At 69.9% G+C, this 26529-nt stretch carries 24 protein-coding genes; 12 read left to right on the forward strand and 12 right to left on the reverse strand.

What is annotated here, in order from left to right:
• Positions 1 to 24: 24 nt before the first annotated feature.
• Both M2351_RS28395 and M2351_RS28400 read right to left on the reverse strand, forming a co-directional pair.
• Entirely contained in the window at positions 25 to 1614 is a 1590-nt protein-coding gene (locus M2351_RS28395; RefSeq protein WP_264659388.1) for an FAD-binding oxidoreductase, read from the reverse strand.
• A gap of 65 nt (positions 1615 to 1679) precedes the next feature.
• Entirely contained in the window at positions 1680 to 2576 is an 897-nt protein-coding gene (locus tag M2351_RS28400) for an MBL fold metallo-hydrolase (RefSeq protein WP_264659389.1), read from the reverse strand.
• A gap of 293 nt (positions 2577 to 2869) precedes the next feature.
• Here M2351_RS28400 and M2351_RS28405 point away from each other — a divergent pair, with 293 nt between their 5' ends.
• Positions 2870 to 3742: an IclR family transcriptional regulator gene (locus M2351_RS28405; RefSeq protein WP_264659390.1), complete on the forward strand. Its 873-nt coding sequence runs from the start codon at positions 2870 to 2872 to the stop codon at positions 3740 to 3742.
• Positions 3743 to 3800: 58 nt separating this feature from the next.
• Here the strand turns inward: M2351_RS28405 and M2351_RS28410 are convergent, their stop codons facing one another.
• A complete protein-coding gene (locus M2351_RS28410; RefSeq protein WP_264659391.1) occupies positions 3801 to 5396 on the reverse strand; it encodes an alpha/beta fold hydrolase in 1596 nt (531 codons plus the stop codon).
• 192 nt (positions 5397 to 5588) lie between these two features.
• Here M2351_RS28410 and M2351_RS28415 point away from each other — a divergent pair, with 192 nt between their 5' ends.
• From M2351_RS28415 to M2351_RS28440, 6 genes are all read left to right on the forward strand, one after another.
• The gene (locus M2351_RS28415; protein ID WP_264659392.1) at positions 5589 to 7196 is read left to right on the forward strand and encodes a class I adenylate-forming enzyme family protein; all 1608 of its coding nucleotides are present in this window, start codon (positions 5589 to 5591) and stop codon (positions 7194 to 7196) included.
• A gap of 72 nt (positions 7197 to 7268) precedes the next feature.
• On the forward strand, positions 7269 to 8048 hold the full coding sequence (locus tag M2351_RS28420; protein WP_264659393.1) for an SDR family NAD(P)-dependent oxidoreductase: 780 nt from the start codon (positions 7269 to 7271) through the stop codon (positions 8046 to 8048).
• 34 nt (positions 8049 to 8082) lie between these two features.
• Complete coding sequence (locus tag M2351_RS28425; RefSeq protein WP_264659394.1) at positions 8083 to 9279, forward strand: acyl-CoA dehydrogenase family protein; 1197 nt, start codon at positions 8083 to 8085, stop codon at positions 9277 to 9279.
• Complete coding sequence (locus tag M2351_RS28430) at positions 9276 to 10319, forward strand: phosphotransferase family protein (RefSeq protein ID WP_264659395.1); 1044 nt, start codon at positions 9276 to 9278, stop codon at positions 10317 to 10319. The genes M2351_RS28425 and M2351_RS28430 overlap by 4 nt, the downstream gene beginning before the upstream one ends.
• A complete protein-coding gene (locus M2351_RS28435; RefSeq protein WP_264659396.1) occupies positions 10316 to 10684 on the forward strand; it encodes a DUF6285 domain-containing protein in 369 nt (122 codons plus the stop codon). Before M2351_RS28430 ends, M2351_RS28435 begins: the two co-directional genes overlap by 4 nt.
• 107 nt (positions 10685 to 10791) lie before the next feature.
• Positions 10792 to 12975 (forward strand): tetratricopeptide repeat protein, encoded by a 2184-nt coding sequence (locus M2351_RS28440; RefSeq protein ID WP_264659397.1) that lies wholly within the window; start codon positions 10792 to 10794, stop codon positions 12973 to 12975.
• Between the two features lie 117 nt (positions 12976 to 13092).
• Here M2351_RS28440 and M2351_RS28445 read toward each other — a convergent pair whose 3' ends face one another.
• From M2351_RS28445 to M2351_RS28470, 6 genes are all read right to left on the reverse strand, one after another.
• Complete coding sequence (locus M2351_RS28445; RefSeq protein WP_264659398.1) at positions 13093 to 14031, reverse strand: BKACE family enzyme; 939 nt, start codon at positions 14029 to 14031, stop codon at positions 13093 to 13095.
• Positions 14032 to 14057: 26 nt separating this feature from the next.
• Positions 14058 to 14849: an SDR family oxidoreductase gene (locus tag M2351_RS28450; protein WP_264659399.1), complete on the reverse strand. Its 792-nt coding sequence runs from the start codon at positions 14847 to 14849 to the stop codon at positions 14058 to 14060.
• A gap of 27 nt (positions 14850 to 14876) precedes the next feature.
• Complete coding sequence (locus M2351_RS28455) at positions 14877 to 15818, reverse strand: 3-hydroxyacyl-CoA dehydrogenase (RefSeq protein WP_264659400.1); 942 nt, start codon at positions 15816 to 15818, stop codon at positions 14877 to 14879.
• Positions 15819 to 15843: 25 nt separating this feature from the next.
• Positions 15844 to 18483, reverse strand: coding sequence for a branched-chain amino acid ABC transporter ATP-binding protein/permease (locus tag M2351_RS28460; RefSeq protein ID WP_264659401.1), 2640 nt, complete (start codon positions 18481 to 18483; stop codon positions 15844 to 15846).
• A 10-nt stretch (positions 18484 to 18493) separates the two neighbouring features.
• Complete coding sequence (locus tag M2351_RS28465) at positions 18494 to 19369, reverse strand: branched-chain amino acid ABC transporter permease (RefSeq protein WP_264659402.1); 876 nt, start codon at positions 19367 to 19369, stop codon at positions 18494 to 18496.
• Positions 19370 to 19500: 131 nt separating this feature from the next.
• Complete coding sequence (locus M2351_RS28470) at positions 19501 to 20766, reverse strand: ABC transporter substrate-binding protein (RefSeq protein ID WP_264659403.1); 1266 nt, start codon at positions 20764 to 20766, stop codon at positions 19501 to 19503.
• Positions 20767 to 20982: 216 nt separating this feature from the next.
• Between M2351_RS28470 and M2351_RS28475 the strand changes: the two genes are divergently transcribed.
• Positions 20983 to 21696, forward strand: a complete 714-nt coding sequence (locus M2351_RS28475) for a GntR family transcriptional regulator (protein ID WP_264659404.1) — start codon at positions 20983 to 20985, stop codon at positions 21694 to 21696.
• Here the strand turns inward: M2351_RS28475 and M2351_RS28480 are convergent.
• Together M2351_RS28480 and M2351_RS28485 are read right to left on the reverse strand one after the other, a co-directional pair.
• Positions 21668 to 21925: a tautomerase family protein gene (locus M2351_RS28480; protein ID WP_264659405.1), complete on the reverse strand. Its 258-nt coding sequence runs from the start codon at positions 21923 to 21925 to the stop codon at positions 21668 to 21670. The two genes, M2351_RS28475 and M2351_RS28480, sit on opposite strands and share 29 nt — an antisense overlap.
• Before the next feature lie 29 nt (positions 21926 to 21954).
• Complete coding sequence (locus M2351_RS28485) at positions 21955 to 22665, reverse strand: SDR family NAD(P)-dependent oxidoreductase (RefSeq protein WP_264659406.1); 711 nt, start codon at positions 22663 to 22665, stop codon at positions 21955 to 21957.
• Between the two features lie 180 nt (positions 22666 to 22845).
• Here M2351_RS28485 and gcvA point away from each other — a divergent pair, with 180 nt between their 5' ends.
• A complete protein-coding gene (gcvA, locus tag M2351_RS28490; RefSeq protein ID WP_264659407.1) occupies positions 22846 to 23754 on the forward strand; it encodes a transcriptional regulator GcvA in 909 nt (302 codons plus the stop codon).
• On the opposite strand, the gene M2351_RS28495 is transcribed toward gcvA, so the two are convergent.
• The gene (locus M2351_RS28495; RefSeq protein WP_264659408.1) at positions 23751 to 24971 is read right to left on the reverse strand and encodes an alpha/beta hydrolase family protein; all 1221 of its coding nucleotides are present in this window, start codon (positions 24969 to 24971) and stop codon (positions 23751 to 23753) included. The genes gcvA and M2351_RS28495 overlap by 4 nt on opposite strands.
• Positions 24972 to 25166: 195 nt before the next feature.
• Here M2351_RS28495 and M2351_RS28500 point away from each other — a divergent pair, with 195 nt between their 5' ends.
• Genes M2351_RS28500 through arsC form a run of 3 tightly spaced genes read left to right on the forward strand, consistent with a single transcriptional unit; the run spans position 25167 to position 26522 of the window.
• A complete protein-coding gene (locus M2351_RS28500; protein WP_264659409.1) occupies positions 25167 to 25568 on the forward strand; it encodes an ArsR/SmtB family transcription factor in 402 nt (133 codons plus the stop codon).
• The gene (locus M2351_RS28505; RefSeq protein WP_264659410.1) at positions 25534 to 26037 is read left to right on the forward strand and encodes an ArsI/CadI family heavy metal resistance metalloenzyme; all 504 of its coding nucleotides are present in this window, start codon (positions 25534 to 25536) and stop codon (positions 26035 to 26037) included. Before M2351_RS28500 ends, M2351_RS28505 begins: the two co-directional genes overlap by 35 nt.
• 38 nt (positions 26038 to 26075) lie before the next feature.
• Complete coding sequence (arsC, locus tag M2351_RS28510) at positions 26076 to 26522, forward strand: arsenate reductase (glutaredoxin) (RefSeq protein ID WP_264659411.1); 447 nt, start codon at positions 26076 to 26078, stop codon at positions 26520 to 26522.
• Positions 26523 to 26529 lie beyond the last annotated feature (7 nt).

Raw genomic sequence — 26529 nt, forward strand, 5'->3', positions numbered from 1 at the left:
TCTCCGTTCCGGGGCGGCCGGCGATCAGGCGCCGAGGCCGAGCGAACCGGGGTTCATCAGGCCCTGCGGATCGACGGCGCGCTTCACGTCTTCCAGCAGCGACCAGGTCTCAGGGGTCAGGATTTCGCGGAAGGGATAGTCGCGGGCGACCTGCCAGCTGACGCCGCCGAGGCTCGCGTAGAGTTCCTGCGTGCCGCGGCGCAGCTCCGCCACCGCGTTGCGCGCGGCGGGGTTGGCCGGTCGTCCCATCCAGGGGCGCACCACCTCCTCGCCCAAGCTGGCGGCGTGCAGCGGGGTGATCTCGTCCTCCCAATAGAAGGCCGGCTCCAGGAAGAAGTCGTTGCCGACCGTCATGGTCATGACGGAGTAGACGATGCCGTGCTGCTCCATGAAGGCGCGCTTCTCCGCGAAGAAGGCGTCGTTGGCGGCAACGACCTTATCGGCCTCGCCCAGCGGGAACAGGGCGTGGATGGGGACCCAGCGCTGGCCCTCCCGCCCCAGCATGCCGCGCACCGGCCCGAAGGGCTTGGAGCGCATCACCTTCGGCACGCTGTTCTCGATCTCCGTGCCGTGGCGGGCACCGATGGCGCGCAGCGTCTCCATGGATTCCCGCAGCTGGGTGGGGCTGCGGCCCTCCACGACGAGGTGCAGGGTGAAATTGTGCGCCTTCAGGAAGGCGGTGCCGCTGGTCGCGACGCTCAGCGCGTCCTTGGCGCCCTGGAACAGCGACTTGCCCGCCTTGGCGACGTTGCCCAGCGTCTTCAGCCCGTCGGACAGCTTGTTGACGCTGGCCGAATGCTCGACCTTCGTGCGGTCGATGCCGAAGCCTTCCGACACGCAACGGGTGCGGGCCATCTCAGTTTGCGCCGCGGCCATCGCCTGCATGGTGGCGAAGCCGAAGGACAGGAAGTCGACATGCTCCGGGCGCGGGTTGAGGCGCAGCGTCGCCGCGACCTTCATGCCCATCGCCCCGTTGTCGCCCAGGAACAGCCCGGTCAGGTCGGGGCCGCCGGAGCGCGTGAAGGGCTTGGTGCCGACGCGGCCGCCCGACCCGGTGGTGACCACGCGCCCGTCGGCCAGCACCACCGTGACGCCCAGCACCGTTTCCGCCACCGTGCCGTTCAGCGCGGAGCCGAAGAAGGCGCTGCCCTGCGACAGGGCGCCGCCGATGGTGGCGTTGATGCCGGACAGCGGCCCCCAATAGCCGGTGCGCAGGCCGGTGCCCTCCAGCGCCTCGTTCAGCGCGGCCCAGGTGCAGCCGGTCTCCACCGTCACGTACATGCTGTCGGTGTTGAGGTCGAGGATGCGGTTCAGGCGGCGCCCGTCGATGACGACCGAGTCCGGCCGCTTCGGCAGGTACCCCTTGGTGTAGGACATGCCACCGCCGCGCGGCACGACCGCCACCCCGGCCTGGTGCGCGGCGCGGACGGTGGCGGCGACCTCCTCCCGGCTGCGGGGCAGGGCGATGGCGAGCGGCGGGATGCCCGGCTGCCAGAAGACGTCGTTGGCGTAGTAGTTGCGGCTCTTCTCGTCATCCAGCAGACCGTCGGGGCCGAGCGCTGCGCGCAGGGCGTCCAGCAGGGTGGCCGTGCCTTCGAGGGCGGCGATGCTCATGGCGTGTCTCTCTGCGTCTGGGGCGGTGGACCGCCCGTCAATCGGTGGCCGTCAATCGCTGGCCGTCAGACCGTTTCGGTCAGCGGCTCGAACACGAACTCCTCGCCGCGGCGGCGCACATGGCCCGTGTGGGGCGCGCCGAAATGGGCGGGGAAGACCAGCGCGCCGCGGTCGGCGGCGTGGTCCAGCAGGCGGCGGCGCGTCGCCACGGCCTGCGCCTGGTCCTCGCAGAAGCGGCTGTTCCAGTCCGGCCGGCGCACCTGCATCGGCTGGTGCAGGCAGTCGCCGGTGAAGTAGGCGGCGTGGCGGTCGGACTCCAGCCGGACGAACATCTGCCCGGCGGTGTGGCCCGGCGCCAGCTCCACGGACAGCCCGTCCAGGATGCGGTCGCCGTCGTCGATCAGTTCGACCTGCCCGGCCTCCCAGACCGGAAGCACGCTGTCCTCCATCACCGGCCCGTTGCCCGGCATGCCGACGAGCCCGCCGGTGGGCGAGCGCCAGTGCTCCCACTCCTGCGCGCCGTAGATGTAGCGCGCGTTGGGGAAGGTCGGGACCCAGCGGCCGTCCACCAGCTGCGTGTTCCAGCCGACATGGTCGATGTGCAGGTGGGTGTTGATGACCAGCGTCACCTCCTCCGGCCGGACGCCGGCTTCGGCGAGGCGCTGGAGGTAGGGCTTGTCCAGCATGTGGAAGCGCTCGAAGCCCGGCGTGTGCCGTTCCTTGCCGTTGCCGCAGCCGGTGTCGATCAGGATCACGTGGCGGTCGGTGCGGATCAGCCAGGAATGCATGCTCGACATCAGGCGCCGCGACGCCGGGTCGAGGAAATTCGGTTCGGCCAGATCGGGATTCTCGGCGAAGATCGCCTCGTCGTAGGCGGGAAAGAGGAACGCGGGGTCGAAGCCCGGCGTCAGCATTTCCTCGATCCGCGTGACCGTGAACGCACCCATGGCGATGGTGTGCATGTCTCTTCCCCTCGTTCCTGCTCAGTGCGACTGGTCAGGGAGCGCCGCGGCAGTGCGGCCGCTTTATTTTGTTTGTTGGCAAAGGAAACCATTTGCCCGGCATCGTGTCAACAGGCAAAATAGGTGTCATGGTTTGACACGACGCGCTCGACGGACACGCGTGCTGCGGGTAGATTGGGTTCAGCTTGCGGGACGGCGTGTCGAACCCTCATCCTACCGGGGCGGGAAGAGCCCGGTCGGTTGCTCCCCTGCCGGGGCACGAAAACGGGGACATTCACAAGGGGCTTTGACGTATGGACAGCGAACAGGACGACTTCCAGGGATCGGGGCAGGGAACGGACCAGGGAACGGAGAAGAACGGCCTCAGCGTCCGCGCCGTGTCGCGCGCTCTGGCGGTGCTGCGCAGCTTTTACCAGGAGGGTCCCTCGCTCTCGCTGACCGAGGTCGCGGGGGCTGCGAAGCTCGACAAGGGGACGGCGCGGCGCATCCTCCTCACCCTGGTGCAGGACGGGTTCGCGGTGTTCGACGCGCAGAGCCAGAAATACAGCCTGGGGCTGGAGATCCTGAAGCTGGCCGGCGCCGTGCCGGAGCGGCGCGATCTGCGCCAACTCGCCTCCGGCATCCTGTCGCGGCTGGCCAAGGCCACGGGCAGCACGGTGTTCCTGTCGGTCTACCACGACGGTTCGGCGGTCTGCCTGGACCAGTTCCACAGCGACCGCTCGGTGGAGGTGCGCTGGTGGATCGTCGGCGGGCAACTGCCGATGAATTGCGGGGCGGCGCCGCGCGTGCTGCTGGCCTACCTGCCGGAGGACGAGGTGGGGCGGGTGCTGGACCGCGGCACCACGCGCCTGACCCCCTTCACCACCACCGACCCCGGCGCCCTGATGAAGGAGTTGGCGGAGGTGCGGGAGCGCGGCTGGTCGATCGCGGTCGACGACGTCATCGAAGGGCTGGCGGCCATCGCCATGCCGCTGTTCGACCCGGACGGCCGGATGATCGCTGCGGTCAGCCTGACCGGCCTGACTCCGCACATCGTGCGCAATGGCCAGCCCGCCTTCCTGGAGGAACTGCGCGGCGCGGTGCGGGAGATTTCCGCCAGCCTCTACTCCCATTCCGTCCCGCCGCTGCACCGGGCCGCCCGCGCGCAGTCGGCGCTGGGGGACTGAAGCAACGGTGAAACGGAACCCGCGTGTCACGCTGTGGCACGCGGTTCGTTTTGGGGGCTCAGGCCGGCGCAACCGGGTTGCCGCGCAGGAAGGCGTCATAGAGGGCGATCGTCTGGCGCACAGCCTTGTCGCCTTGCGCGGGGTACCAGACGGTCGCCGGAGTGCCGGTCACCTGGGTGCCGGCGGGAGCCAGTTGCTTCGCTTCGGCCAGACCTTCGACCAGCATGTCGGCCGGGCCGGCGCAGATCAGGGCTGGGCGGGTCAGCCGCGGCAGGCGCGCGCGCGTGTCGTAGCGGAAGGCGGCACGGTAGGAGCGGTCGTAATGCGACCCGCTGGACAGTAGCCCCATCGTCCAGGCGTGCAGCACCGCCGCGTCGGGCACGCCGATGGAGCGGACGGCGTCGCGCTGCTGCCGGTACCACGGCCAGAACAGGAACATGTCGCGCCGCATGTTCCAGGCGTGCAGCAGGTGCAGGCCCCAGCGGTCCGGGCGGAGGGCGGGGAAGTAATGGTCGAGGATGTCCGCGCTGAAGCTCGGCGGGATCAGCACGGGGGCTTCCAGCACCACGCGGCCGATCCGTTCGGGATGGCGCACGGTCAGTTCCAGCGCCACCAGCGCCCCGGTATGGGTGCCCCACAGATCAAACGATTCGAGGCCCAGCGCGTCGGCGACGGCGAGTGCGTCGTCGGCAAGCACGCCGATGTCGACCTCCCGCTCCGGCTTGTCGGAATCGCCGTTGCCGAGATAGTCGGGGGCGATGACCTCTCGTCCATCCGCCAGCCCGTGCAGCAGCGGAAGCAGCGGCGCCGACGAGCCCGGCGCGGATTGCAGGGCGAGCAGCGGCCGACCGCGCCCGGCGCGGCGCAGATGGACGCGCCCCTGCGGCGTATCGACGTAGTCGTGCCAGACCGCCGCGGGGTCCGCGAAGGGACGGGTTGGCGGCAGCGGCCGGCTCGCCGGACGGCCGGATGCGGCGGGAGCCAGCGCGTCGCCGAGCGCTTCCACACCGGTGAACCGTTGCGCGTTGCCGACGGCCGTGACCGTGGGCATGGCGTCGATGCACAGGCTCCACAGCGCCTCGTAGCGCTCTGGCGCCGTGGCGGCGGTGCGGAGCATGGCGTCGAGCGCCGCCGGATCGGGCAGGGGCGCGCCTTGCGCGGCCGGACGGTGGGGATCGCGCGGGTCGAGCACATGGGCGTCGCGCAGATGGGCCCACAGCACGGCCAGATGGGTGCCGTCGTCGCGCACCGTGAGCGGCGCCGGGCGCAGGCCGCGCACGGCCCAGCCCTCCGCGACCTCCACGCCGACCAGCAGGACGCCATCGGGCGTCCATGGTTCCGTCACGGCCAAGGCCAACGGGGCGGCGAGGTCGAAGGCCAGCAGCGGGCAGGGGGGCAGACCGAGCGCGTTCGCCGCGTCGGCGATCCGCCGGGCGAGCGCGGGCACATCCTCCGCCCACACCGCCGCGGACCCGCCGGTGCCCGGCAGTTCCACCGCGGTGACCGTCCAGCCAGGCAGGGCGCGGGACAGCGTGTCCGCGCAGACGGAGGCGGCGGTGATCAGGCCCGGCAGGACCAGGAGATCGGGGCCGGAACCGCTGCGCCAGACGCGCAACTGGCCCTCTGCGGTGGTGACGTAATGGGGGGTGGGCATGCGTCTGCTCCCTGGATCGGGCCGGTCGGGCGGCCGCCGCCGGCTATTGTTGCCAACCATTGTTGTGGTGGCAAACTGTGACGTCTGTTGACACTCAGTTCACAGGATGACATTATTTTTGGAAGAGCGACAAGTGCAATGCGGCAGCGGTCGCCAACCAAATCAGCAACAAAGCAGTGGGGGAGGATCGGCATGGCTTGGCCGGACGGATCGGGCGCCGCCAAACGGCGTGAGCTGCTTTTTGGAACGCGTTTCGTGCCGTGCTACAGCGAGCGTCCGCCCACCATCGACGCGATGTTCCGCGCGGCGGTCGCCCGCCGCCCCGATGGGGAGGCGGTGGTGGACGGCGAGCGGCGGTTCACCTATCGCGACCTCGACGCCCAGGTGACGCGCGTGGCCGGCGCGCTGCTGGCGCGCGGCCTGCGGCCGGGCGATCGCATGGCGATCATCCTGCACAACCGGGCGGAGTTCCTGCTGGCGCTGCTGGCCGCGGCGCGCGCCGGCATCGTCGCGGTGCCGGTCGGCGCGCGGGAACAGCGGCCGGGCATCGCGGCCATACTCCAGGACTGCGGTGCCTCCGGGCTGGTGTTCGAGGCGTCGCTGGCCGAGCGCATGCCCTCGGCGGAGGAGGTGCCGTCGCTGGCACTGCGTCTGTCGGTCGGCGGCGGTGCGGAGGGCAACCAATCCCTCGAAGCCCTGCTGGACGGCGAGAGCGACGCGCCGGTCGCCACGGCGCCGCAGCGGGAGGAAGACACCGCCGTCATGCTCTACACCTCCGGCACCACCGGCAAGCCGAAGGGTGCCCTGCTGGCCCATGTGAACATCGTCCATTCCGCCATGCATTTCGAGGAATGCTGGGATTACGGCGAGGGTGAGCGGACGGTGCTTGCGGTTCCGGCCTCCCACGTCACGGGGCTGGTCGCCGTCGTCATGTCGATGATCCGCGTCGCCGGCTGCATCGTCCTGATGCCGGCCTTCGATGTCGACGGGTTCCTCACCCTAGCGAGCCGGGAGCGCATGACCACCACCATCCTGGTGCCGGCCATGTACAACCTCTGCCTGCTGCGCGGCGACTTCACCCGCTACGACCTGTCGGCCTGGCGGATCGGCGGCTTCGGCGGCGCGCCGATGCCCGAGGCGACGGTGGAGGCGATGGCGCAGCGGCTGCCGGACCTGCACCTGCTGAACGCCTACGGTGCCACCGAATGCGCCACGATCATCTCCGTGGTTCCGATCGGCCACACCCGCGCCTGCCTGGATTCGGTCGGCATGTGCGTGCCTTGCGGCGACCTGCGGATCGTCGACGAGCAGGGCCGCGAATGCCCGCCCGGCGTGAGCGGGGAGGTGTGGATCCGCGGCCCCATGACGATCCGCGGTTATTGGAACCGCGAGGAAGCGACGCGCGACAGCTTCGTCGACGGCTATTGGCGGTCCGGCGACATCGGCGCGCTGGACGCCCAGGGCTATCTGCGGCTGTTCGACCGCAAGAACGACGTCATCAACCGCGGCGGCCACAAGATCTACAGCGTCGAGGTCGAGAACCTGCTGGTCCGCCACCCCGACGTGGTGGAGGCCGCGGTGGTCGCCCACCCCGACCCGGTGCTGGGTGAGAAGATCCACGTCTTCGTGATCTCGAAGTCGGGCGCCCTGACGGAGGGGGAGGTGCGGGACTTCTGCCGGGCCAGCCTCGCCGAATACAAGGTGCCCGACTATGTGACGATGCTCGGCGAGTCGCTGCCGCGCAACGCCAACGGCAAGGTCACCAAGCGGGTGCTGCGCGATCAGGTGGCCGGGGCGTGACGTCAGGACGCGATCCTGGCGTATGATGGTCGACGCACAACGCGGCAAAGCAAGAATTCCAAGGGAGGGGGCATGAGCGTCACCATCGACCTCAACGGGAAGACCGCGCTCGTCACCGGGGCGTCCAGCGGGCTGGGCCGGCATTTCGCGGGCGTGCTGGCGCGGGCCGGCGCGCGGGTGGCGCTGGCCGCCCGGCGAACCGACGCGCTGGCGGACACGCGCGCGGCCATCGAAGCATCCATCGGGGTGGCGGGCGGCAGCGCCGTCACCGTCGCCATGGACGTCACCGACCCGGACTCCGTGCGCGACGGCGTCGCGGAGGCGGCCGCGGCGCTGGGCCGGATCGACATCCTGGTCAACAACGCCGGCGTCACCATCACCCGCCCCTTCCTCGACATGGAGGAGGAGGAGTGGGAGCGCGTGGTCGACACCAACCTGACCGGCTGCGCCCGCGTTGCCCGCGCCGTGGCCCGGCGCATGCGCGACGACGGAACCGGCGGGGCGATCGTCAACATCGCCTCCATCCTCGGGCTGCGGGTGGCGGGGCAGGTGTCGTCCTACATCGCGTCCAAGGGCGGGCTGGTTCAGCTGACCCGCGCAATGGCGCTGGAGCTGGCGCGCCACAACATCCGCGTCAACGCGCTGTGCCCGGGCTATCTGGAAACCGAGTTGAACTCGGACTTCTTCGCCACCGACGCCGGCAAGACCTTGATCAAGCGCATCCCGCAGCGCCGCCTCGGCCGGTTGGACGAGTTGGACGTGCCGCTCCTCCTGCTGTGCTCCGACGCCGGGTCCTACATGACCGGGTCGATGCTGACCGTGGACGGCGGGCACATGGTGTCGTCGCTGTAAGAACAAACCGCCCCCGAGAATAAAGGCACACCCCATGGACTTCACCCTGTCCCCGGAGATCGAGGATTACCGGCGCCGCGTCCGCGCCTTCGTCGAGGAGGAGATCCTTCCCGTCGAGGCCGACCGTGCCAACTGGGACGAGCACGAGAACATCACCGACGCGGCGCTGGAGACCCTCCGCGCCAAGGTGAAGGCCGCCGGGCTCTGGTCGCTTCAGGTGCCAAAGGAGCTGGGCGGGCACGGGCTGCCGATGGTCGGTGTCGCCGCCTGCTACGAGGAGATGAACCGCTCCATCTTCGGGCCGGTCTGCTTCAACGGCGCCGCTCCGGACGACGGCAACATGCGCCTGCTCAGCATGGTCGGCACGCCGGCGCAGAAGGAACGCTGGCTGATGCCGATCGTGGAGGGGCGCGTGCGCAGCGCCTTCGCGATGACGGAGCCGCACCCCGGCGGCGGCTCCGACCCCTCGATGATGAAGACGAAAGCAGAGCGCAAGGGCGACCGCTGGGTGGTCACGGGCAGGAAGTGGTTCATCACTGGGGCGGACGCGGCGCAGCACTTCATCCTGATGGCGCGCACGTCGGACGACAAGCGCAAGGGGCTGACCGCCTTCCTGTTCGACCGGGACCAGCCGGGCTGGCGCATCGAGCGCCGCATCCCGATCATGGGGCCGGAGGAGCACGGCGGCCACTGCGAACTGATCTTCGACGGGCTGGAAATCCCCGACGAGAACGTGGTGATGAACGTTGGCGACGGGCTGAAGGTCACCCAGATTCGCCTCGGCCCGGCGCGGCTGACCCACTGCATGCGCTGGACCGGGCTGGCCAAGCGCTGCCTGGAGATCGCCGGCGCCTATGTGAAGGAGCGTGAAAGCTTCGGCATCCCGCTGGCCGAGCATGAGGGCGTGCAGTGGATGCTGGGCGAGGCGGCGATGCAGATCGAGATCGGCCGGCTGCTGACCATGAAGGCCGCTCACGCGCTCGACCACGGCAGCTACGCCCGCAAGGAAGTCTCGATGGCTAAGGTGCAGGTGGCCGACACGCTGTTCAAGGCGGTGGACACGGCCATCCAGCTGTGCGGCGCGCGCGGCTATTCCAAGGACACGGTGCTGGAGTGGATCTACCGCTACGCCCGTCAGGCCAAGCTGGTCGACGGCGCGTCGGAGGTGCACAAGATGGTGCTGAGCCGCAACTACCTGGCCGAGGGCGACGGCTTCTGGAGCTGGTCGTGAGCGGCGCGTCCGGTCTTTCCGCCGAGCGCAAGGACGCCCTGGAACGGTGGCTGGCTGGGCAGGCCGATGCGCGGGGCGTGACGGTGACCGACGAGGGGCGGCTGAGCGGCGGCGCCATCTCCCTGAACCTCGCCGTCACGCTGGACATCGACGGCGGTCCGCTGGCCGGGCGCCATGCCTGCGTGCTGCGCACCGGTGCGCCGTCCGGCGTGTCGGCCAGCCTGGGCAAGGCGGAGGAGGCGGCGGTGCTGCGCGCGGTGTTCGACGCGGGCGTGGCGGTGCCGGAACCGCTGTTCGTCGGGGACGACCCGGCGATCCTCGGCGCGCCCTTCTACGTCATGCGGCGGGTCGGCGGCGTGGCCGCGGGGCACCGCATGGTGAAGAGCGAGGCGCCGCGCCGGGATCTCGCCCGCAAGCTCGGCCGGCAGCTCGGCCTGATCCACTCGGTGCGGCCGGGGCGGGCGGACCTGGGCTTCCTGCCGACGCCGGCGCCGAGCCCCGCGCTCCAGCTCGTCGCCGATTGCCGGGCCTGGATGGGGGAGCGCGCTGCCACCGATCCGGTGCTGGCGCTGGGCCTGCGCTGGCTGACACTGAACGCCCCGCCCGCCGGGGAACTGGTGCTGTGCCACCGCGACTTCCGCACCGGCAACTACATGGTCGATGGTGAGCGGCTGACCGCGATCATCGACTGGGAGTTCGCGGGCTGGTCCGATCCGATGGAGGATATCGGCTGGTTCTGCGCCGCCTGCTGGCGGTTCGGGCGCCCCGACCGCGAGGCGGGCGGCATCGCCGACCGGGCCGATTTCTACGCCGGCTATGAAGAGGTATCCGGACGCCGGGTTGATCCGACCGCCGTCGCCTATTGGGAGGCGGCGGGGATCCTGCGCTGGGCCGCGGTGGCGGTGCAGCAGGGGGAACGGCACAGTTCGGGCGCCGAGCCGTCGCTGGAACTGGCACTCACCGGCCGGATGCTGCCGGAGATCGAGATGGACCTGCTGCGGCATTTGGACGCCGTGGCGGAGGCGGGAGGCCACGCATGATCAACGACGATCCCGACGCCCGCGACCTTGTCGCCATCGCGCTCCGCACCTTCCGCGAGACGGTCCTGCCGGCGGTGCCGGCGGAGCAGCGCTTCGCCGCGCTGATGATCGCCAGCGCGCTGGGCATCGCGGAGCGGGAATTGGAGGCTGGCACAGCGAAGGAGCCGGCGCTGGCCGCCGCGGTCGGCGCGTTGCTGAATGAGCAGGGCGATTTGGCCACGCTGCTGCCGCGCCTGTGCGCGTCCATCGACGCGGGGGCCTTCGACGCGCCCGACCGGCAGGCGGCCCTGCGGCCGGTGCTGATGGAGATCACGCGGGCGCGTTTGGCGGTGAGCAACCCGAAACGGCTGGAGAGCGGCGGGTAGGCGCGGAGTAGTTCCCTCTCCCCTCCGGGGAGAGGGTTAAACAGCCGCTTGCCTTGCTTGGCGGCAGCCGATAAGAGGGGCCGTGCCTACAGGACAAGGACGGCCCGATGGCGACGGTTGAGGAAGCGCTGGCCCTTGCGCTCGACCACCATATGGCCGGGCGTTTCGCGGAAGCGGACATTCTCTATGGCCGCATCCTCGACGTCGACGCCGACAACCCGCACGCGCTTCACCTTCACGGCGTCCTGTGCGCCCAGACCGGTCGGCTGGATGAGGCCGTGCCGCTGCTGCGGCGGGCGGTCCGGCAGAATCCGTTAGTCCCCGATTTCCAGGTCAACCTCGCCAACGCCTTCCGTGCGGCCGGCCAAGGCGCGGACGCGGTGGAAGCCTATCGCCGGGCCGTCATGGTGGCGCCGGAGCGCGCCGACGCCTGGAACGGACTGGGGCTTTCCATGGCGGGGCTCGGCCGAGGGGAGGAGGCGTTGCGGCTTTATCAACGGCTTTTGTGGCTGAACTCGGACGACGTCGAGGCTTGGATTGAGCATGGCCTGCGCCTGCGGCGCGCGGCCCGGCATGCGGACAGCGCCGACGCGTTCCGCCGCGCGGCGGCACTGCGGCCGGCGCAGGTCGAGGCCCATGGCAATCTGGCGCTGGCGCTGCGCGACCTCGGCCAACCGGATGCGGCGCTGCGGCACGCCCGCGCCGCGGTGGCGCTCGCCCCGGAGCGGCCGGACGCGCTGTACAATCTGGCGGCGGCGCTGGAAACGCTCGACCGGCCGGGGGAGGCCGTGGCCGCGCTGCGTCGGGTGGTCCGCGTGGTTCCCGGCGACGCCGAGGCGTGGTCGTTCCTCGGCGGCATGCTGCGGCGGACGGGGCGCATCGCCGCGGGGCGGGACGCCTGCGACCGCGCGATGGCGCTCGACCCCGCGCTGCTCAACGCCTTGGTCAACCGCGCGATCGTCCTGCAGGATTTCGGGGCGGTGGAGGACGGCGTCCGCCAGAACCGGCGCTCCGCAGCACTCGCTCCGGCCCGCGCTGACCTGCATTCCAACCTGCTGCTGTCCCTGCAGTACAGTGACCGCGTCGGGCCCGCCGACCTCCTGGCGGAGCACCGGGCGTGGGACGCGCGGCACGGGCGGCCCTGGGCGCCGCGGCCGGGCTGGTGCCACCCCAACGCGCCCGATCCGGAGCGGCGGCTGCGGATCGGCTATGTGTCAGCCGATTTCGGCTACCATCCCGTCGGCTATTTCCTGGCGCCCGTCCTGCCGGCCCACGACCGGGCGGCGGTGGAGGTGTTCTGCTATTCCGCCAAGGCGCGCGAGGACGGGATGACGCGGCGGCTGCGCGCGGCGGCCGACCAGTGGCGGTCGATCCTCGGCATGGACGACGACGCGGCCGCGGCGCTGGTCGCCGCCGACGGCATCGACATCCTGGTCGATCTGGCCGGCCACACCAGCGGCAACCGGCTGCCGCTGTTCGCGCGCAAGCCGGCGCCGGTGCAGGCGACCTGGGCCGGCTATGTCGGCACGACCGGGCTGTCGGCCATGGACGCGCTGATCGCCTGCGCGCGCCACATGCCGCCCGGCAGCGAGGACACGGCGGTGGAACGGGTGGTGCGCCTGCCCGACGATTATGTCTGCGTCCTGCCGCGCGAGCAGGCGCCGGAGGTTGGGCCGCTGCCGGCGCTCGCCAACGGCTTCGTCACCTTCGGCTGCTTCAACAACCGGATCAAGCTGTCCGGGCCGGTGCTGGCCCTGTGGGCGCGGCTGCTCGACCGCGTTCCGCAGGCCCGCCTGCTGCTGAAGACGCACCAGTTCGACGACGCGGGAGTGCGGGCCGGCCTGCTGGCGGAGTTCGCGGCGCTGGGCGGAGACCCGGCGCGCGTGGATCTGTCGGGCAGCGCGCCGCATTTCGATTTCCCGGCCTGGTACAACCGCGTCGACGTGGCGCTCGACCCCTTCCCCTATTCCGGCGGGCTGACGACGCTGGAGGCGCTCTGGATGGGCGTGCCCGTGGTGACGCGGGGCGGCGGTGACCGGTTCTGCGCCCGGCATTCCGTTGGGCATCTGACCGCGGCGGGGCTGGCGGCGTTGATCGCGCCGACCCCGGACGCCTATCTCGACATCGCGGCGGGGCTGGCGGGCGACCTGCCCGCGCTGGCGGCGCTGCGCGCGGGGCTGCGCGGCCGGATGTCCGCCTCGCCCCTGTGCGACGGGCCGCGCTTCGCCCGTAACCTGGAGGCGGCCTATCGCGACCTGTGGCGCGACTGGTGCGCCGCTGCGCCTGCCTGAAGCGTCAAAGCGGATTACAATCCGCTTTGGACCGCGACGGCGGTCCCGGCCGCACGTGCGGCCGAAGCCCGGCCGGCAAGTGAGGCCATGTGATTCTAAAGCGAACGTTAGTTCGCTTTAGAAATTCACGTTGTGCCCACCCTTCAGGCTGAGCATGGCGCGGGCTTCCTCCGGTGTCGCGACCTCCAGTGACAGGCCTTCGATGAGGGAGCGGACGATGCGCACCTGCTCCGCGTTGGAGGTGGCGAGGCGCCCTGGGCCGGCCCACAGGCTGTCCTCCAGCCCGACGCGCACGTTGCCGCCCAGCGCCAGCGACATGGAGGCCACCGGCATCTGGTTGCGCCCGGCGCCGAGCACCGACCAGACATACTGGTCGCCGAACAGGCGGTCGGCGGTGCGCCTCATGTGCATCACATCCTCCGGATGAGGGCCGATGCCGCCGAGGATGCCGAACACCGACTGCACGAACAGCGGCGGCGTCACCAGCTTGCGATCCAGGAAGTGCGCGAGGTTGTAGAGGTGCGAGATGTCGTAGCACTCGAACTCGAAGCGCGTGCCGTTGCCGGAGCAGGTCTTCAAGATGTGCTCGATGTCCTTGAAGGTGTTCTTGAAGACCAGGTCGCGGCTGTTCTCCAGGTGCTGGCGCTCCCACTCGTGCTGGAAGGTCTGGAAGCGGTCCAGCATGGGGAACAGGCCGAAGTTCATGGAGCCCATGTTGAGCGACGCCACCTCCGGCTTGAAGTGGGAGGCGGGGCGCAGGCGCTCCTCGATGCTCATGTGCGGGCTGCCGCCGGTGGTCAGGTTGATCACCGCCGCCGTGTTCTGCTTGATGCGCGGCAGGAACTCCTGGAAGGCCGCCGGATCCTGCGTGGGCCGGCCGGTCTGCGGGTCGCGGGCGTGCAGGTGGATGACCGTGGCGCCGGCCTCCGCCGCGGCGATGGCGTTCTCCGCGATCTCGTCCGGGGTGACCGGCAGGTGCGGCGACATGGAGGGGGTGTGGATGGCGCCGGTCACCGCACAGGTGACGATGACCTTGCGGCCGCTTTTCGAAGCCATGGCTGTTTCCTTCCCTGGATTTTTCGTCAGAGCGCGACGACGTTGCCGTCGACGCTGATGGCCTGCCCGCTGATGTTTCGGCCCGCGTTGGAGCACAGGAACAGGATGGTGTTGGCGATGTCCTCGGCCGTCACCATGCGGTCGAGCGAGGCCTTGCCGCGGTATTCCGCCTCCATGGTCTCGTGGGTGACGCCCAGCGTGGCGGCGCGGGCGGCGATTACCGCTTGGATGCGCGGGCCCTGCACCACGCCCGGCAGCACCGCGTTCACCCGGATTCCGGCCGAGCCCAATTCGATGGCGAGGCTCTTCACCATGCCGACCACCGCCCACTTCGTTGCGGCGTAAGGCAGGCGGTAGGCGTAACCGAGCCGCCCGGCGATGGAGGACAGTGCGACGATGCAGCCGTCGTTCGTCGCCTTCAGCATCGGCACGGCGCGGGTCAGCGCATAGAAATGGCTGTCGAGGTTGACGGCGATGGTACGGTGCCAGTCGGGGTCGGCGATCTCCTCCACCGGGGCGGTCGGGCCGGCGATGCCGGCGTTGTTGATCAGCACGTCCAGCCCGCCCCACAGGCCGTACACCTCGTCGAACAGCGCGTCGATCGAGGCGCGGTCGGCGACGTCGGTGCGGGTGGCGCTGTGGTCCGGGTGCGTGGCGCGGAAGTCGCCCAGCGCCTCGTCGGAGATGTCGCAGACATGGACGCGCGCACCCGCGGCGATGAAGCCGTCGGCGATCGCGCGCCCGATGCCCGCCGCCCCGGCGGTGACCAGCACGCGCCGCCCGGACAGGCCGAAATCCATTCCCTGTGCTCCCAGCATCAAATTCTCCTTATTCATTCGCCGCACTCATTCGTCGTGCGCGGCGCGGTCCTTCTTGTGGGCGAGCAGGCCCATCAGGCGGCGGTCGCGCCACAGTTGGCGGGCGGTCAGCGCGTCGGTGGGCAGGGCGGCGCGGCGGTCGGCGTCGATGCGCGCCACCACCGGGTGACCCCATCCCGCGTCCGGCAGCGGTTGCGCGGCCAGCCGGTCGTAGAAGCCGCCGTAGCGGGCGGCGTAGTCGGCCACCCCCTGCGGCGCGTTGAGGTCGATGGTCTCGAACGGCCCCATGAAGGACCAGCGCAGCCCCAGCCCGTCGCGCACCGTGCGGTCCAGATCCTCCGGCGAGACGTAGCCGTGCGCGACCAGCCGCAGCGCCTCGTTCAGCAGCGCGCCTTGCAGCCGGTTCAGGACGAAGCCCTCCACCTCCCGCTCCACTGTCACGGGAACCTGCCCGACCTGCTCCATCAGCGCGCGGGCGCGCGCGACCGCCTCGTCGGAGGTCCAGGGCGTGCGGCACAGCTCCACCAGCGGCACGAGGTGCGGCGGGTTGACCGGATGCGCCACGAGGCAGCGCCCGCGCCCGGCCAGATCCTCCGTGAAGGAGGAGCCGGGAATGGCGGAGGTGGAGCTGGCGAGGATCGCGCCGGCGGGGGCCAGCCGGTCCAGCTCCGCGAAGATCGTGCGCTTGAGGTCCAGCCGCTCCGGCAGGTTCTCCTGCACGTAATCCGCCGTGCCAACCGTCTCGGCGAGGTCGGCGCCCATGGCGATGCGGCTGAGAATGCGCTCCGGCGGCTCGTCCAGCAGGCCGGCGTCGGCGAGGTCGCGCAGGCCCGTGCGGATCAGGCCGAGTGCGGCTTGCGCGGTGTCATAGCTGGTGTCGACCAGCCGGACCTCGCAACCGCCCCGCGCGAAGACGATGGCCCAGGCGCGGCCGATCAGGCCGGCGCCGACGATACCCACTCTGGTCATGAAGGCACTCCCTGCGTTTCGCGCGTCACAGCCACAGAACCTTCCGCCGCAGGTCGAAGTCCTCCAGCAGCGGGCGGCTCGGCCCGCTGTGGACGACGCGGCCACGCTCCAGCGCGTAGGTGCGGTCGGACAGGGCCAGGACAAGGTCGAGGTTGTGATCGACGATGATGATGGAAATTTCCCGGCGCAGCCGGTCGAAGACGGTGAACAGCTCCTCCGTCACGGCGGGGGACAGGCCTTCGAACGGCTCGTCGAGCAGAAGCACCCGCACGTCGCCGTGCAGCGCGCGGGCGACGGCGACCATCTGCTGCTCGCCGCCCGACAGATAATCGGCGGGGGTGTTCAGCCGCTCCCGCAGGCGGGGGAAGAAGTCGAAGATGCGTTCCTCATCCCAATGGACACCGGCCCCGGTGCGCCGTTTCAGGCGGCCGAGCATCAGGTTCTCCGCCACCGTCATGCCGGCGAACAGCCCGCGCCCCTGTGGGACGTAGCCGATGCCGAGCCGGGCGATCTGCGGCGCGCTGAGCCCGGCGAGGTCGCGCCCCTCGTAGCGCAGCGAGCCGCTGGCCGGCGGGGCCGTGCCGATGATGCCCTTCAGCAGCGTCGATTTGCCCGCCCCGTTGCGGCCAAGCAGGGCGACGATCTCCCCCTTGTGCACGTCCATGGACACGTCGTTGATGATGTGGCTCTTGCCGTAGAGGACGTTCAGCTTGTCGAGCGACAGCACCACCTCCGGCGTGGCGGCAGTCTCGCGCGGGCGCGCCGCGATGGCCGAGGTTCCGGAGCCGATGTAGACCTCCTGCACGCGGGGGTCGCTGCGCGCGTCCTCCACCGTGCCGTCGACCAGCACGCGGCCCTGGTTCATGACGGTGACGGCGTCGGCGAAGCCGAAGACGCGGTCGATGTCGTGCTCCACGATCAGCACGGGGATGTGGCCGGCGATGCGCTGGATCAGGGCGGAGATGCGCTCCCGCTCCGCCGCGGCGAGGCCGGCCAGCGGTTCGTCCAGCAGCAGGATCGACGGCTTGGAGGCCAGCGCGATGCCCATGTCGACCAGCCGCTGCCCGCCGTAAGACAGGCTGCCGGCCAGCGCCCGCTCCGTCCCGGTCAGACCCATGAAGTCGATGACCGCGCGCGTCTCCGCGTTAATGTCGGCGAAGCGGTCGGCGCTGCGCCACGCGTTGAAGCGCGAGGCGTGCCGGGCCTGCGCCGACAGGCGGATGTTCTCCTCCACGCTGAGATCCGGGAACAGGTTGGTGATCTGGAAGGAGCGAGCGAGCCCCGCCTGGCAGATGCGTGCGGGGTCGAGACCGGCGATGGTCCGGCCGTTCAGCTGCACCGTGCCCTGATTCGGCGGAAACATGCCGGAGATCAGGTTGAACACCGTGGTCTTGCCGGCCCCGTTCGGCCCGATCAGCGCGTGCAGGCTGCGGTTGCGCACCGTGAAGGTCACGCCGCCGACCGCCTGGATGCCGCCGAAATTCTTGGCGATGCCATTGCAGGCGAGTTCCGTTCCGGCGCCGGCCGCCGCCGCGGCCAGGAAGGGCGGCACGGCGGTGGGTGCGGCGGAGCGGGCGGAAACGCGGTTGGCCATCGCCGCCTCTTCAGTCGCTTCCTTCCGCACGAGGCCCAGCAGGCGCCACCCGATGCCGACCAGCCCGGTGGGGGAGAACAGGATGAAGCCGACGAACAGCAGGCCGAAATAGAGCAGCCAGTTCTCCGTCCACATCGACAGGAACTCGCGGAACAGCACGTAGAACACCACGCCCAGCGCCGGCCCCAGGAAGGTCCGCATGCCGCCGATGACGACCATCGCCAGCAGTTCGCCGGAGAAGGACACGCTGGTCGGGTCGGCTGAGGCGAAGCGGTGGTGCAGCACGAACAGCGCGCCGGCGAAGCCGGTGATGGCCGAGGAGATGACGAAGGCTACCAGCTTGTACCGGCGCGTGGCGTAGCCGACAAAGGCCGACCGCTGCTCGTTCTCGCGGATCGCCACCAGCGTGCGGCCGAGGGGGGAGCGGATCAGCGTCCAGAGCAAAGCCGTCACGCAGAAGGCCAGCACGCCGACCAGCGTGTAGAAGGCCACGCGGTTGTTGAGGTCCAGGCCCAGGATCACCGGCCGCTCGATGCCGCCGAGGCCGCTTTCACCGCCGGTCAGCGCGGTCCAGCGGAAGGCGACGGCGTAGGTCATCGCGGTGAAGGCCAGCGTCAGCAGGGAGAAATAGACTCCGCGCCGCCGCAGGAACAGGAATCCCAGCACGACCGCCATCGCCGTGACCAGGACGACGGTCCCGAGCACCGGCAGCAGAAGCCCCTTCGGCGCCCAGTTCAGCTGGATCAGCGCCGCCGCGTAGGCGCCGATGCCCAGCCACGCGCCGTGCCCGAAGGACACCAGCCCGGTGTAGCCGACCAGCAGGTTCAGCCCCAGCGCCGCGATGGCAAAGATCAGGCAGTCCGTCGCCGAGGTGATGGTCAGCCCGATCCCCTCGAACAGGAAGGGCAGGGCCAGGATGCCGGCCGTGGCGATAACCAGCGGCCAGGGGAATTGCCGTTGCGCAGCGTCGGGAACCGGACGTTGCAGCGGGCCGGCGGCACCGGCGCCCGGCGCCGTGCGCCCGCCGGGCATTGGGTGGGAGCCCTCGCGGGCGAGTTTCTTGGCGACCATCGGCCGGTCCTCACTCGAAGCGCTGGATGCGCTCGCCCAGCAGGCCGCGCGGGCGCAGCAGCAGGACGGTCAGCATCAGCAGGTACATCGACGCCTCGGCGGCCGGCGGCATGAAGTAGACCGCAAGGCCGCGTACGATGCCGACCAGCACGGCGGCGATCACCACGCCCCAGAAGCTGCCCAGCCCGCCGATGACGACGACGACAAAGGCGGCGGTGATGATCTCCGTCCCCATGGCCGGGTGCACCCCGGCGATGGGCGCCAGCAGCACGCCGGCCAGCGCCGCCAGCCCGATGCCCAGCGCCACCACCGCCGTCATGACCGGCGCCAGCGAGATGCCCAGCACCGCGACCATGTCCGGGTTCTGCACCCCGGCCTTCACCACCCGCCCGAACGATGTCTTGTTCAGCAGCAGCCACGTCCCGCCGACCGCCGCCGCGGCGACCGCCAGCATGGCCAGCCGGTATTTGGAGTAGATGAAGTCGCCGACGAAGACCTGCCCCTTGATGAAGCCGGGCATCGGGAAGGGCAGGGGGGCGGCGCCCCAAATGATGCGGATCGCCTGCTCCAGCACCATGGCGAGGCCGAAGGTCAGCAGCAGGCTGTAGATCGGGTCGGTGCGGTAGAAGCGGCGCAGCATGGTGCGCTCGATCACGATGCCGATGGCGGCCACCAGCAGCGGCGACAGGACGAAAGCGCCACCGAAGCCCAGCCGCTGCTCCAGCTCGATCGCGAAATAGGCGCCCAGCGCGTAGAAGGCGCCATGGGCGAGGTTGACGACGCCGCCCAGGCTGAAGATCAGCGACAGGCCAAGCGCGATGAGCAGGTAGTAAGCGCTGACGACGAGACCGTTCAGCACCTGCTCCAGAATGAACAGCAGTTCCACGGGCACCTCTCAGCAACGGGCCTTGAGTTTCCCTCTCCCGCCTCTCGCGCAAGCGAAGCTTGCGCTGACGGCGCCAGGCGAATGCCTTGGCATTCGCTGAGAGCCGGGGGCGGGAGAGGGTTTCAGGTAGCTCAGCTGAAGGTGCAGGCGTTCTCCTGCTTCGTGGGCTGGATGGTTTCCAGGTCTTCGTTCGGGCCGGGAACCGCGGTGCCGAGCAGCAGCATGTCCCACTTGTCCTTCTGCTCGGCCTTCGGCTTGGGCGTGATGGTGTACATCTCCGCGATCAGCTGGTGGTCCCAGTTGCGGAAATAACCCTCGCGGCCCTTCAGCACGTCGAACTTGGCCTGGGATTCCAGGTGGGCGATGATCTTGTCGCTTTCGGTCGATTTGGTCTCGGCCATCGCCTGGGCCAGCACCTTGGCCGACAGGTAGTCGCCCCAGGCCTGGTTTTCCGGCGGCTTGCCCCAGCGCTTGGTGAAGGCCTGCGTGAAGGCCTGCGCGCTGGGCGACTGCACGGTGTGGTGCCAGATGCACGGCCAGGTGCCGGTGAAGGCGTCCGGCCCGGCGCCCCAAGCTGCGGCCGTGTCGAAGCCGCCGCCGGCGATGGGGAAGGGTAGGCCGTATTCGTTGTACTGCTTGATGAAATTGGTGATCTGGTTGCCGGCGAGGTTGGAGACGACGAGGTCGGGCTTGGCCTGCCGGATCTTCAGGATGAAGGGGCTGAAGTCGCTGGCGTCGGTCGGCACCAGTTCGCTGCCGACGAAGCTGCCGCCATTGTCCTCCGCGAACTTCTTGGTGACGCGCAGCAGGTCGTGGCCGAAGGCGTAGTCGGCGGTCAGGCCGAACCACTTTTTCCCCTTCACCATGCCGTCGCGCAGCAGGGCCTGCCCGACCGCCTTGACGTAGGCGGTGTTGGACCCCTCGATGTGGAACATGTAGCGGTTGCAGGACTTCCCGCGCAGCTCATCCGAATTGCAGCCGGTCTGGATGAACAGCGTCTTGTTGCGGCCGGCCACCTGCGCGATCGATAGGCCGGAGGCGGAGCTGATCTCGCCTAGGATCGCCGCGACCTTCTCGCGCTCGATCATGCGCTCCGCCTTGGTGGCGGCGGTGGACGGGTTGACGCTGTCCTCGGCCAGCAACTCGACCTTGCGGCCCAGCACGCCGCCGGCCGCGTTGATCTCCTCCACCGCCAGGGTCACGCCCATGACGGCGTATTCGCCCAGTGGCCCGAGGAAGCCGGTGCGCGGCGTCAGGTGCCCGACGCGGATCACGTCGGATTGCGCCCGGACGATGGCCGGGGCGCCGAGCGTGCCGACGACGGCAAGGCCGGCGGTGGATGTCAGAAGGGTGCGGCGCGTGAGTCCCGTGGTGTTTGGGCCTGTTGTGGTGGTCATTGAACCTGTCTCCTCCCATGGAGTCCGTGCGGCTTCTCGTTGGAAGCCTGAATCCGCCCCGTTTCTAGGGACGGGCGGTTCCTGCCGTTTTTCCGGTTGTCTTTGTCCGGTGCAGCCGCGATATGTTATCACAGTTCCAGCCCGGCGCCGCGGCGTCAAGCCGCGCAATCGGGCGAAGGGTTACGACGATGGGCCAAGGACCATAGGCCGAGGACGATGGGCATAAGCGGAGTCGGCGCGAGCGGGACCGGGATCGGCGCCCTGGACAAGGTCGACCGGGAGACGATGGGCGCGCGGGTCTACCGCGACCTGCGCAACCTCATCATGGCCGGGCAGGTGTCGCCGGGCGACCGGCTGACCATCCGGACGCTGGCCGCCGCGCTAGGCACCAGCATGATGCCGGTGCGCGACGCCATCACCCGGCTGGCCGCGGAGCAGGCGCTGGAGGTGCTGCCGAACCGCACGGTTCGCGTGCCGATCATGACCCGCGCACGGTTCGAGGAGGTGCGGACCATCCGCCTGATGTTGGAAGGCCACGCGGTGGAGACCGCCGCTGCCATCGTCACGGACGAGGCGCTGGCGCGCATCGGCGCGCTGCACGAGGAATTCACGGCGGAGCACAACACCGGCGATCCCGACCCGGCGGCGCTGATCCGCATCAACAAGGACTTCCACTTCCGCATCTACGAGGCCGCGGCGATGCCGGCGCTGTTGCAGATCATCGAGGGGCTGTGGCTGCAGATCGGGCCGGTGCTGAACTTCGACCTGCGGTCCAAGTCGAAGCGCCTGTCGGAACGGGTGGCCCTGCACCACCACGGGGACCTGCTCGACGCGCTGGGCCGCCGTGACGGCCCGGCGGCGCGGGCGGCGCTCGCCGGGGACATCGTCAGCGCGGGCGATTTTATCCTTCGCTGCGGCTCGCTGGTTTGACCCCAGCCGCCAGCCGGCGCCGGTATTCGGCCACCGGCAGGCCGCCCTGGCCCCAGTTTTCCAGGGGAACCTCGTCGATCACGACGAAGGTCACTTCGGGGGGCTTGTTCAGCACCTCGTACAGCAGGTCGCTGACGCCCTTGATCAGGGCCGCCTTCTGCTCCGGCGTCGCGGCGGTCTGGTCGGGGGTCGCACCCTCGCGGGTGATCTGGATGTTCACGTAGGGCATCGGCGTTGTCCTGTCCGTTCGTGGCTTTTTTACCAGCGACCGGCGTGCTGGCCGCCGTCGACATGCAGCGTCTCGCCGGTGACGAAGCTCGCCGCGTCGAGGTAGAGGACCGCGTCCACGATGTCCTGGATCGAGCCCATGTGGCCGACCGGGTGCAGGGAGGACAGGAACTCGTGCGTCTCCGGGGCGTGCATCGGCGTCTTGATGATGCCGGGCGCCACGGCGTTCACGCGGATGCCCTTGCCGGCGTATTCGATGGCGAGCGACCGCACCACCGCGTCCAGGCCGCCCTTCGACAGGGAGGCGAGCGCCGCCGGCACGCCGGTCAGGGGCTGGTCGACCAGCGTGGTGGTGATGTTGACGATGTGCCCGCTGCCCTGGGTCAGCATCTGCGCGGCGGCCAGCTGCGAGACGTGGAAGAAGCCGGCCACGTTGGTAGCCATGACCGCCGCGAAATCGGCCGCGGTGTATTCGGTGAAGGGCTTGGCGACGAAGATGCCGGCGTTGTTGACCAGCGTGTCGATGCGGCCGAAGCGCTCCTGGGCCGCCGCGACGACGCGCTTGGCGGTGTCCGGGTCGGCGATGTCGCCGGCGACGGCCAGGACGCCCGGGTCGCCGCTCGGCTGGATGGAGCGCGACGTGGCGACGACGGCGAAGCCGCGCTGGCGGAAGCCCGCCACCAGACCGGCCCCGATGCCCTGCGACGCGCCGGTAATCAGCGCAACCTTCTGCGTGCTCATGATGGATCCTCGATTTGGAACAGAACGATGAACTGTTCTTGCGTTTGCGGGGGCCGCAGGACCGTCGGAACCTTGCCGCCGAAGCCTTGGAACCACCCCGCTTTCCCGTTGAAAAATGCGCCGGAACGCGTAGAACGGCAAACGAGCTTTCCTCATCGAATCGACAAGGTGGATTTGTCGATGTCACGACCTTTGCTTCCGCTCGGCGGCTTCCGCGCCTTCGAGGCCGCCGCCCGCCACCTGAGCTTCGCCCGCGCGGCGGAGGAACTGCGCGTCACCCCGGCGGCGATCAGCCACCAAGTGCGGACGCTGGAGGACTACCTCGGCGTCGCGCTGTTCCGGCGAAGCGGCCGGCGCGTGCTGCTGACGGAGGCGGGGCAGATCATGCTGCCGGACCTGCGGCGCAGCTTCGACCTGATGGAGGCGGCCATGGCGCAGGCCAAGCGGCTTGCGGCGGGCGGCATCCTGACGGTCAGCATGTCGCCATCCTTCGCGGCCAAATGGCTGATGCCGCGCATCGAGCGGTTCCGGGCGCGCCATCCGGACATCGACCTGCGCATCGACGCGGACGTGCGGCTGGTGGACTTCGCCGCGAACGAGGTCGACATCGTCATCCGCTATGGCCCCGGCCGCTATCCGGGCCTGGACAGCGTGCTGCTGTTCGAGGAGGAGCTGTTCCCGGTGTGCAGCCCGCGGCTTCTGTCCGGGCCGACGCCGTTGCGCAGCCTGGCCGACCTGAAGCAGCAGACGCTGCTGCACGACGAGACGATCAACTACGCAGGGCCGATCCCGTCATGGCGGATGTGGCTGCAACGGGTCGGGCTTGAGCAGGCCGTCGACCTCACCCGCGGCCTGCGCTTCACCGCCACGGTGACGGCGACCCAGGCCGCGGTCGACGGGCACGGGGTGCTGCTGGGGCGCAGCCTGATCGTCGCCGACGACCTCGCGGCCGGGCGGCTGGTGCGCCCCTTCGCGGAATCTTGCCCCGCGGGGTTCGGCTATTACCTGGTGCACCCGCCCCAGGTCGCGGCGCGGGCCAACCTCCGTGCCTTCGTCGACTGGATCATGGAGGAGGCGCGCGGCCGTTAGCGTCCGCGCTCAAATTTCTCGTCGAGCCAGTCGAGGACGCGGAGGTTCAGCAGGGAGCGGTTCCCCATCTCGCAATGCCCGCCGGCACCCTCGGCGGCGGCGAAGCGCATCAAGGTCTTCGGCCCGGTGAGCGCGTCGAAGAACGCGCCCGCGCCGGCCGAAAGGCTATCGTTCTCCGCCTGGGTGATCAGGGTGGGGCAGGCGATGCGATCCGCCCGCCCGCGCATGGTGAACAGCTCCGCCGAGGCGAGGTAGGCGCGCAGGTCGCTGACGCCATGAACCCAGAATCCGCGCTGCACGACCTTCCAGTTCAGCGCGCGATGGCTTCTGATGAATTCGTCCATCCGGCCGATGACGGCTTGGTCCAGGGCGCCGAGATCCGCTGCCGCGTCCGGCGGAACGCCGAACATGCGCACCGCCACGTCGCGAAAGCCGTCCGCGATGCTCCAGGTGCCGGGATCGGCGATCAGCGCCGCGATGCGTGGTTCGCCTGACGCGCCGCGCGGGGCCAGATACCCGCCGAGGCTCCAGCCGTTGAGCGCGATGCGCGCCGGATCGACGAGCGGCAGCGTTTCGGCGACGTCCACCACCGCCTTGATCACCACCTCCCAATCCGGCCGCAGGGGAACGCCGCGTTCGTAGAGCATCGCTCCCTGGCCGGGGCCGTCGAACAGAAGGCTGTGGTAGCCGCGCCGGGAGGCCGCCACCGCGGACGCGAAATACATGTCCGTGATGGTGCCGTCGTAGCCGTTGGTGAAAATGATCAGGGGGCGAACCTTGGTCGGGAAGCCCTCCGCCGGAATGAACCAGCCGGGCAAGGACGTTCCGCTGAACGGAATGGCGAGCGGGGTGGCCGGGTGGGGGCCGAGCGACAACCCCTTGTCGAGCGCCAAGGTTTCCTTGTGGAACGCGGCGATCAGGCGCGGGTCGACGGGCGCGCCGTAGATCGGGTGGAAAGACGCGCCATAGAAGGCGCTCGCCCGCAGGTAGAGGGCGCGGGCGCTGGCCGTGCGCCCCCTGGCCAGCGCCGCGTCGGCCTCTTTCCGCAGCCGGTCGCCCGCCGCGGTCCATGCGTCGTAGTAGGCGCCATCGTCGCCGTCGCCGATGGCCTCCGCCACCGCCGCGATCTCACCGAAGTCGGCACCGCCGTAGGGAATGTAGGCGACGGGCCAAGTGCCGAATTCCTGGTGCAATTCGTCGTGGAAGAGGGTGGTCAAGGCGGTCGTCCTCACTCTTGCCAGCCCCATTGTCGCTTTGCCGGTGCCAGCCCGCCACGGCGCAAAAGGCGGGGCGGGCCGATGGGCATGGCGGCCGGCGGTTGACAGGCACACTCATTTCGACTATTCCATGATCGTCAAATCATCGAAGAATGAACGGGGTCGAAAGGCCGCGTTCGTCACGGGGGCGATCCGATGGAGAAGAAGGCGGTCCTGGCCGCGTTGACCGCGCTGTCGCAGGAGACGCGGCTGGACGTGTTCCGCCTGCTGGTCCAGGCCGGTCCCGAAGGGCGCTCCGCTGGCGCCATTGCGGAGGCGCTGGGCGTCGCCCCGGCGACTCTGTCCTTCCACCTGTCCAACCTGACCAACGCCGGGTTGATCGTGCAACGGCGCGAGAGCCGTTCGCTCATCTACTCCGCCGATTACGACCGCATGAATGCGGTCCTCGGCTTCCTGTCCGAGAACTGCTGCGGCCTTCCGGCCAACGCCGCCTGCGGCCCGGTCTGCGCTCCGGCCCTGCCGGCCGCCAACACCAAGGCCGCCAACATCGAGGAAAACAGCCATGAAGCGCCTGCACGTCCACGTCGCGGTTGCTGACCTCCAGCAGTCCGTACGCTTCTACTCGACCCTGTTCGCCGCCGAGCCGACCGTCCTCAAGGACGATTACGCCAAGTGGATGCTGGAGGATCCGCGCGTGAACTTCGCCATCAGCGCGCGCGGCGCCGCGGCGGGCATCGAGCATCTCGGCATCCAGGTGGAGGACGAGGCCGAGCTGGCCGAGGTCCACGCCCGCCTGCAGCAGGCCGAAGGCCCGATCCTGGACGAGGGCGCCACCACCTGCTGCTACGCCCAATCCACCAAGGCGTGGATCGCCGACCCGACCGGCATCGCGTGGGAGACGTTCCTGACCACCGGCGAGCACACGACCTACGGCGACAGCGCCCTCATCAAGGGCGCCAATGCCGCCGCGGTCACCGCCTGCTGCGGCCCGAAGCCGGACTTCGCCGCCGTCGCCCCGGCCGCCTCAGCAGCGGCCCCAGCGGCTAAGGGCTCCTGCTGCGGCTGAGCGGTCGCGATGCAGAATTGCCCCCAGGGAGAACTCCGATGACCGCGGTCACCATCTACCACAACCCCGATTGCGGCACCTCCCGCAACACGCTGGCGCTGATCCGCAACGCCGGGGTCGAGCCGACGGTCGTGGAATACCTGAAGACGCCGCCCGGCCGCGAGCAGTTGGCCGACCTGATCCGCCGGATGGGCGTGCCGGTCCGCGCCGTGCTGCGCGAGAAGGGCACGCCCTATGCGGAGCTTGGCCTGGACGACCCGTCGCTCACCGATGACCGGCTGCTCGACGCCATGATGGCGCACCCCATCCTGATCAACCGGCCCATTGTCGTGACTCCGCTGGGGGTGCGCCTGTGCCGCCCGTCGGAAGCGGTGCTCGACATCCTGCCCGACCGGCAGCGCGGCGCCTTCGCCAAGGAAGACGGCGAGCCGGTCGTCGACGCGGCGGGAGAGCGGATCGCCAAGGACCAGGACACGGCGCCATGACCGCCGC

Origin of the sequence: Azospirillum canadense, assembly GCF_025961225.1 — a bacterium.
Classification (GTDB): Bacteria; Pseudomonadota; Alphaproteobacteria; order Azospirillales; family Azospirillaceae; genus Azospirillum; species Azospirillum canadense.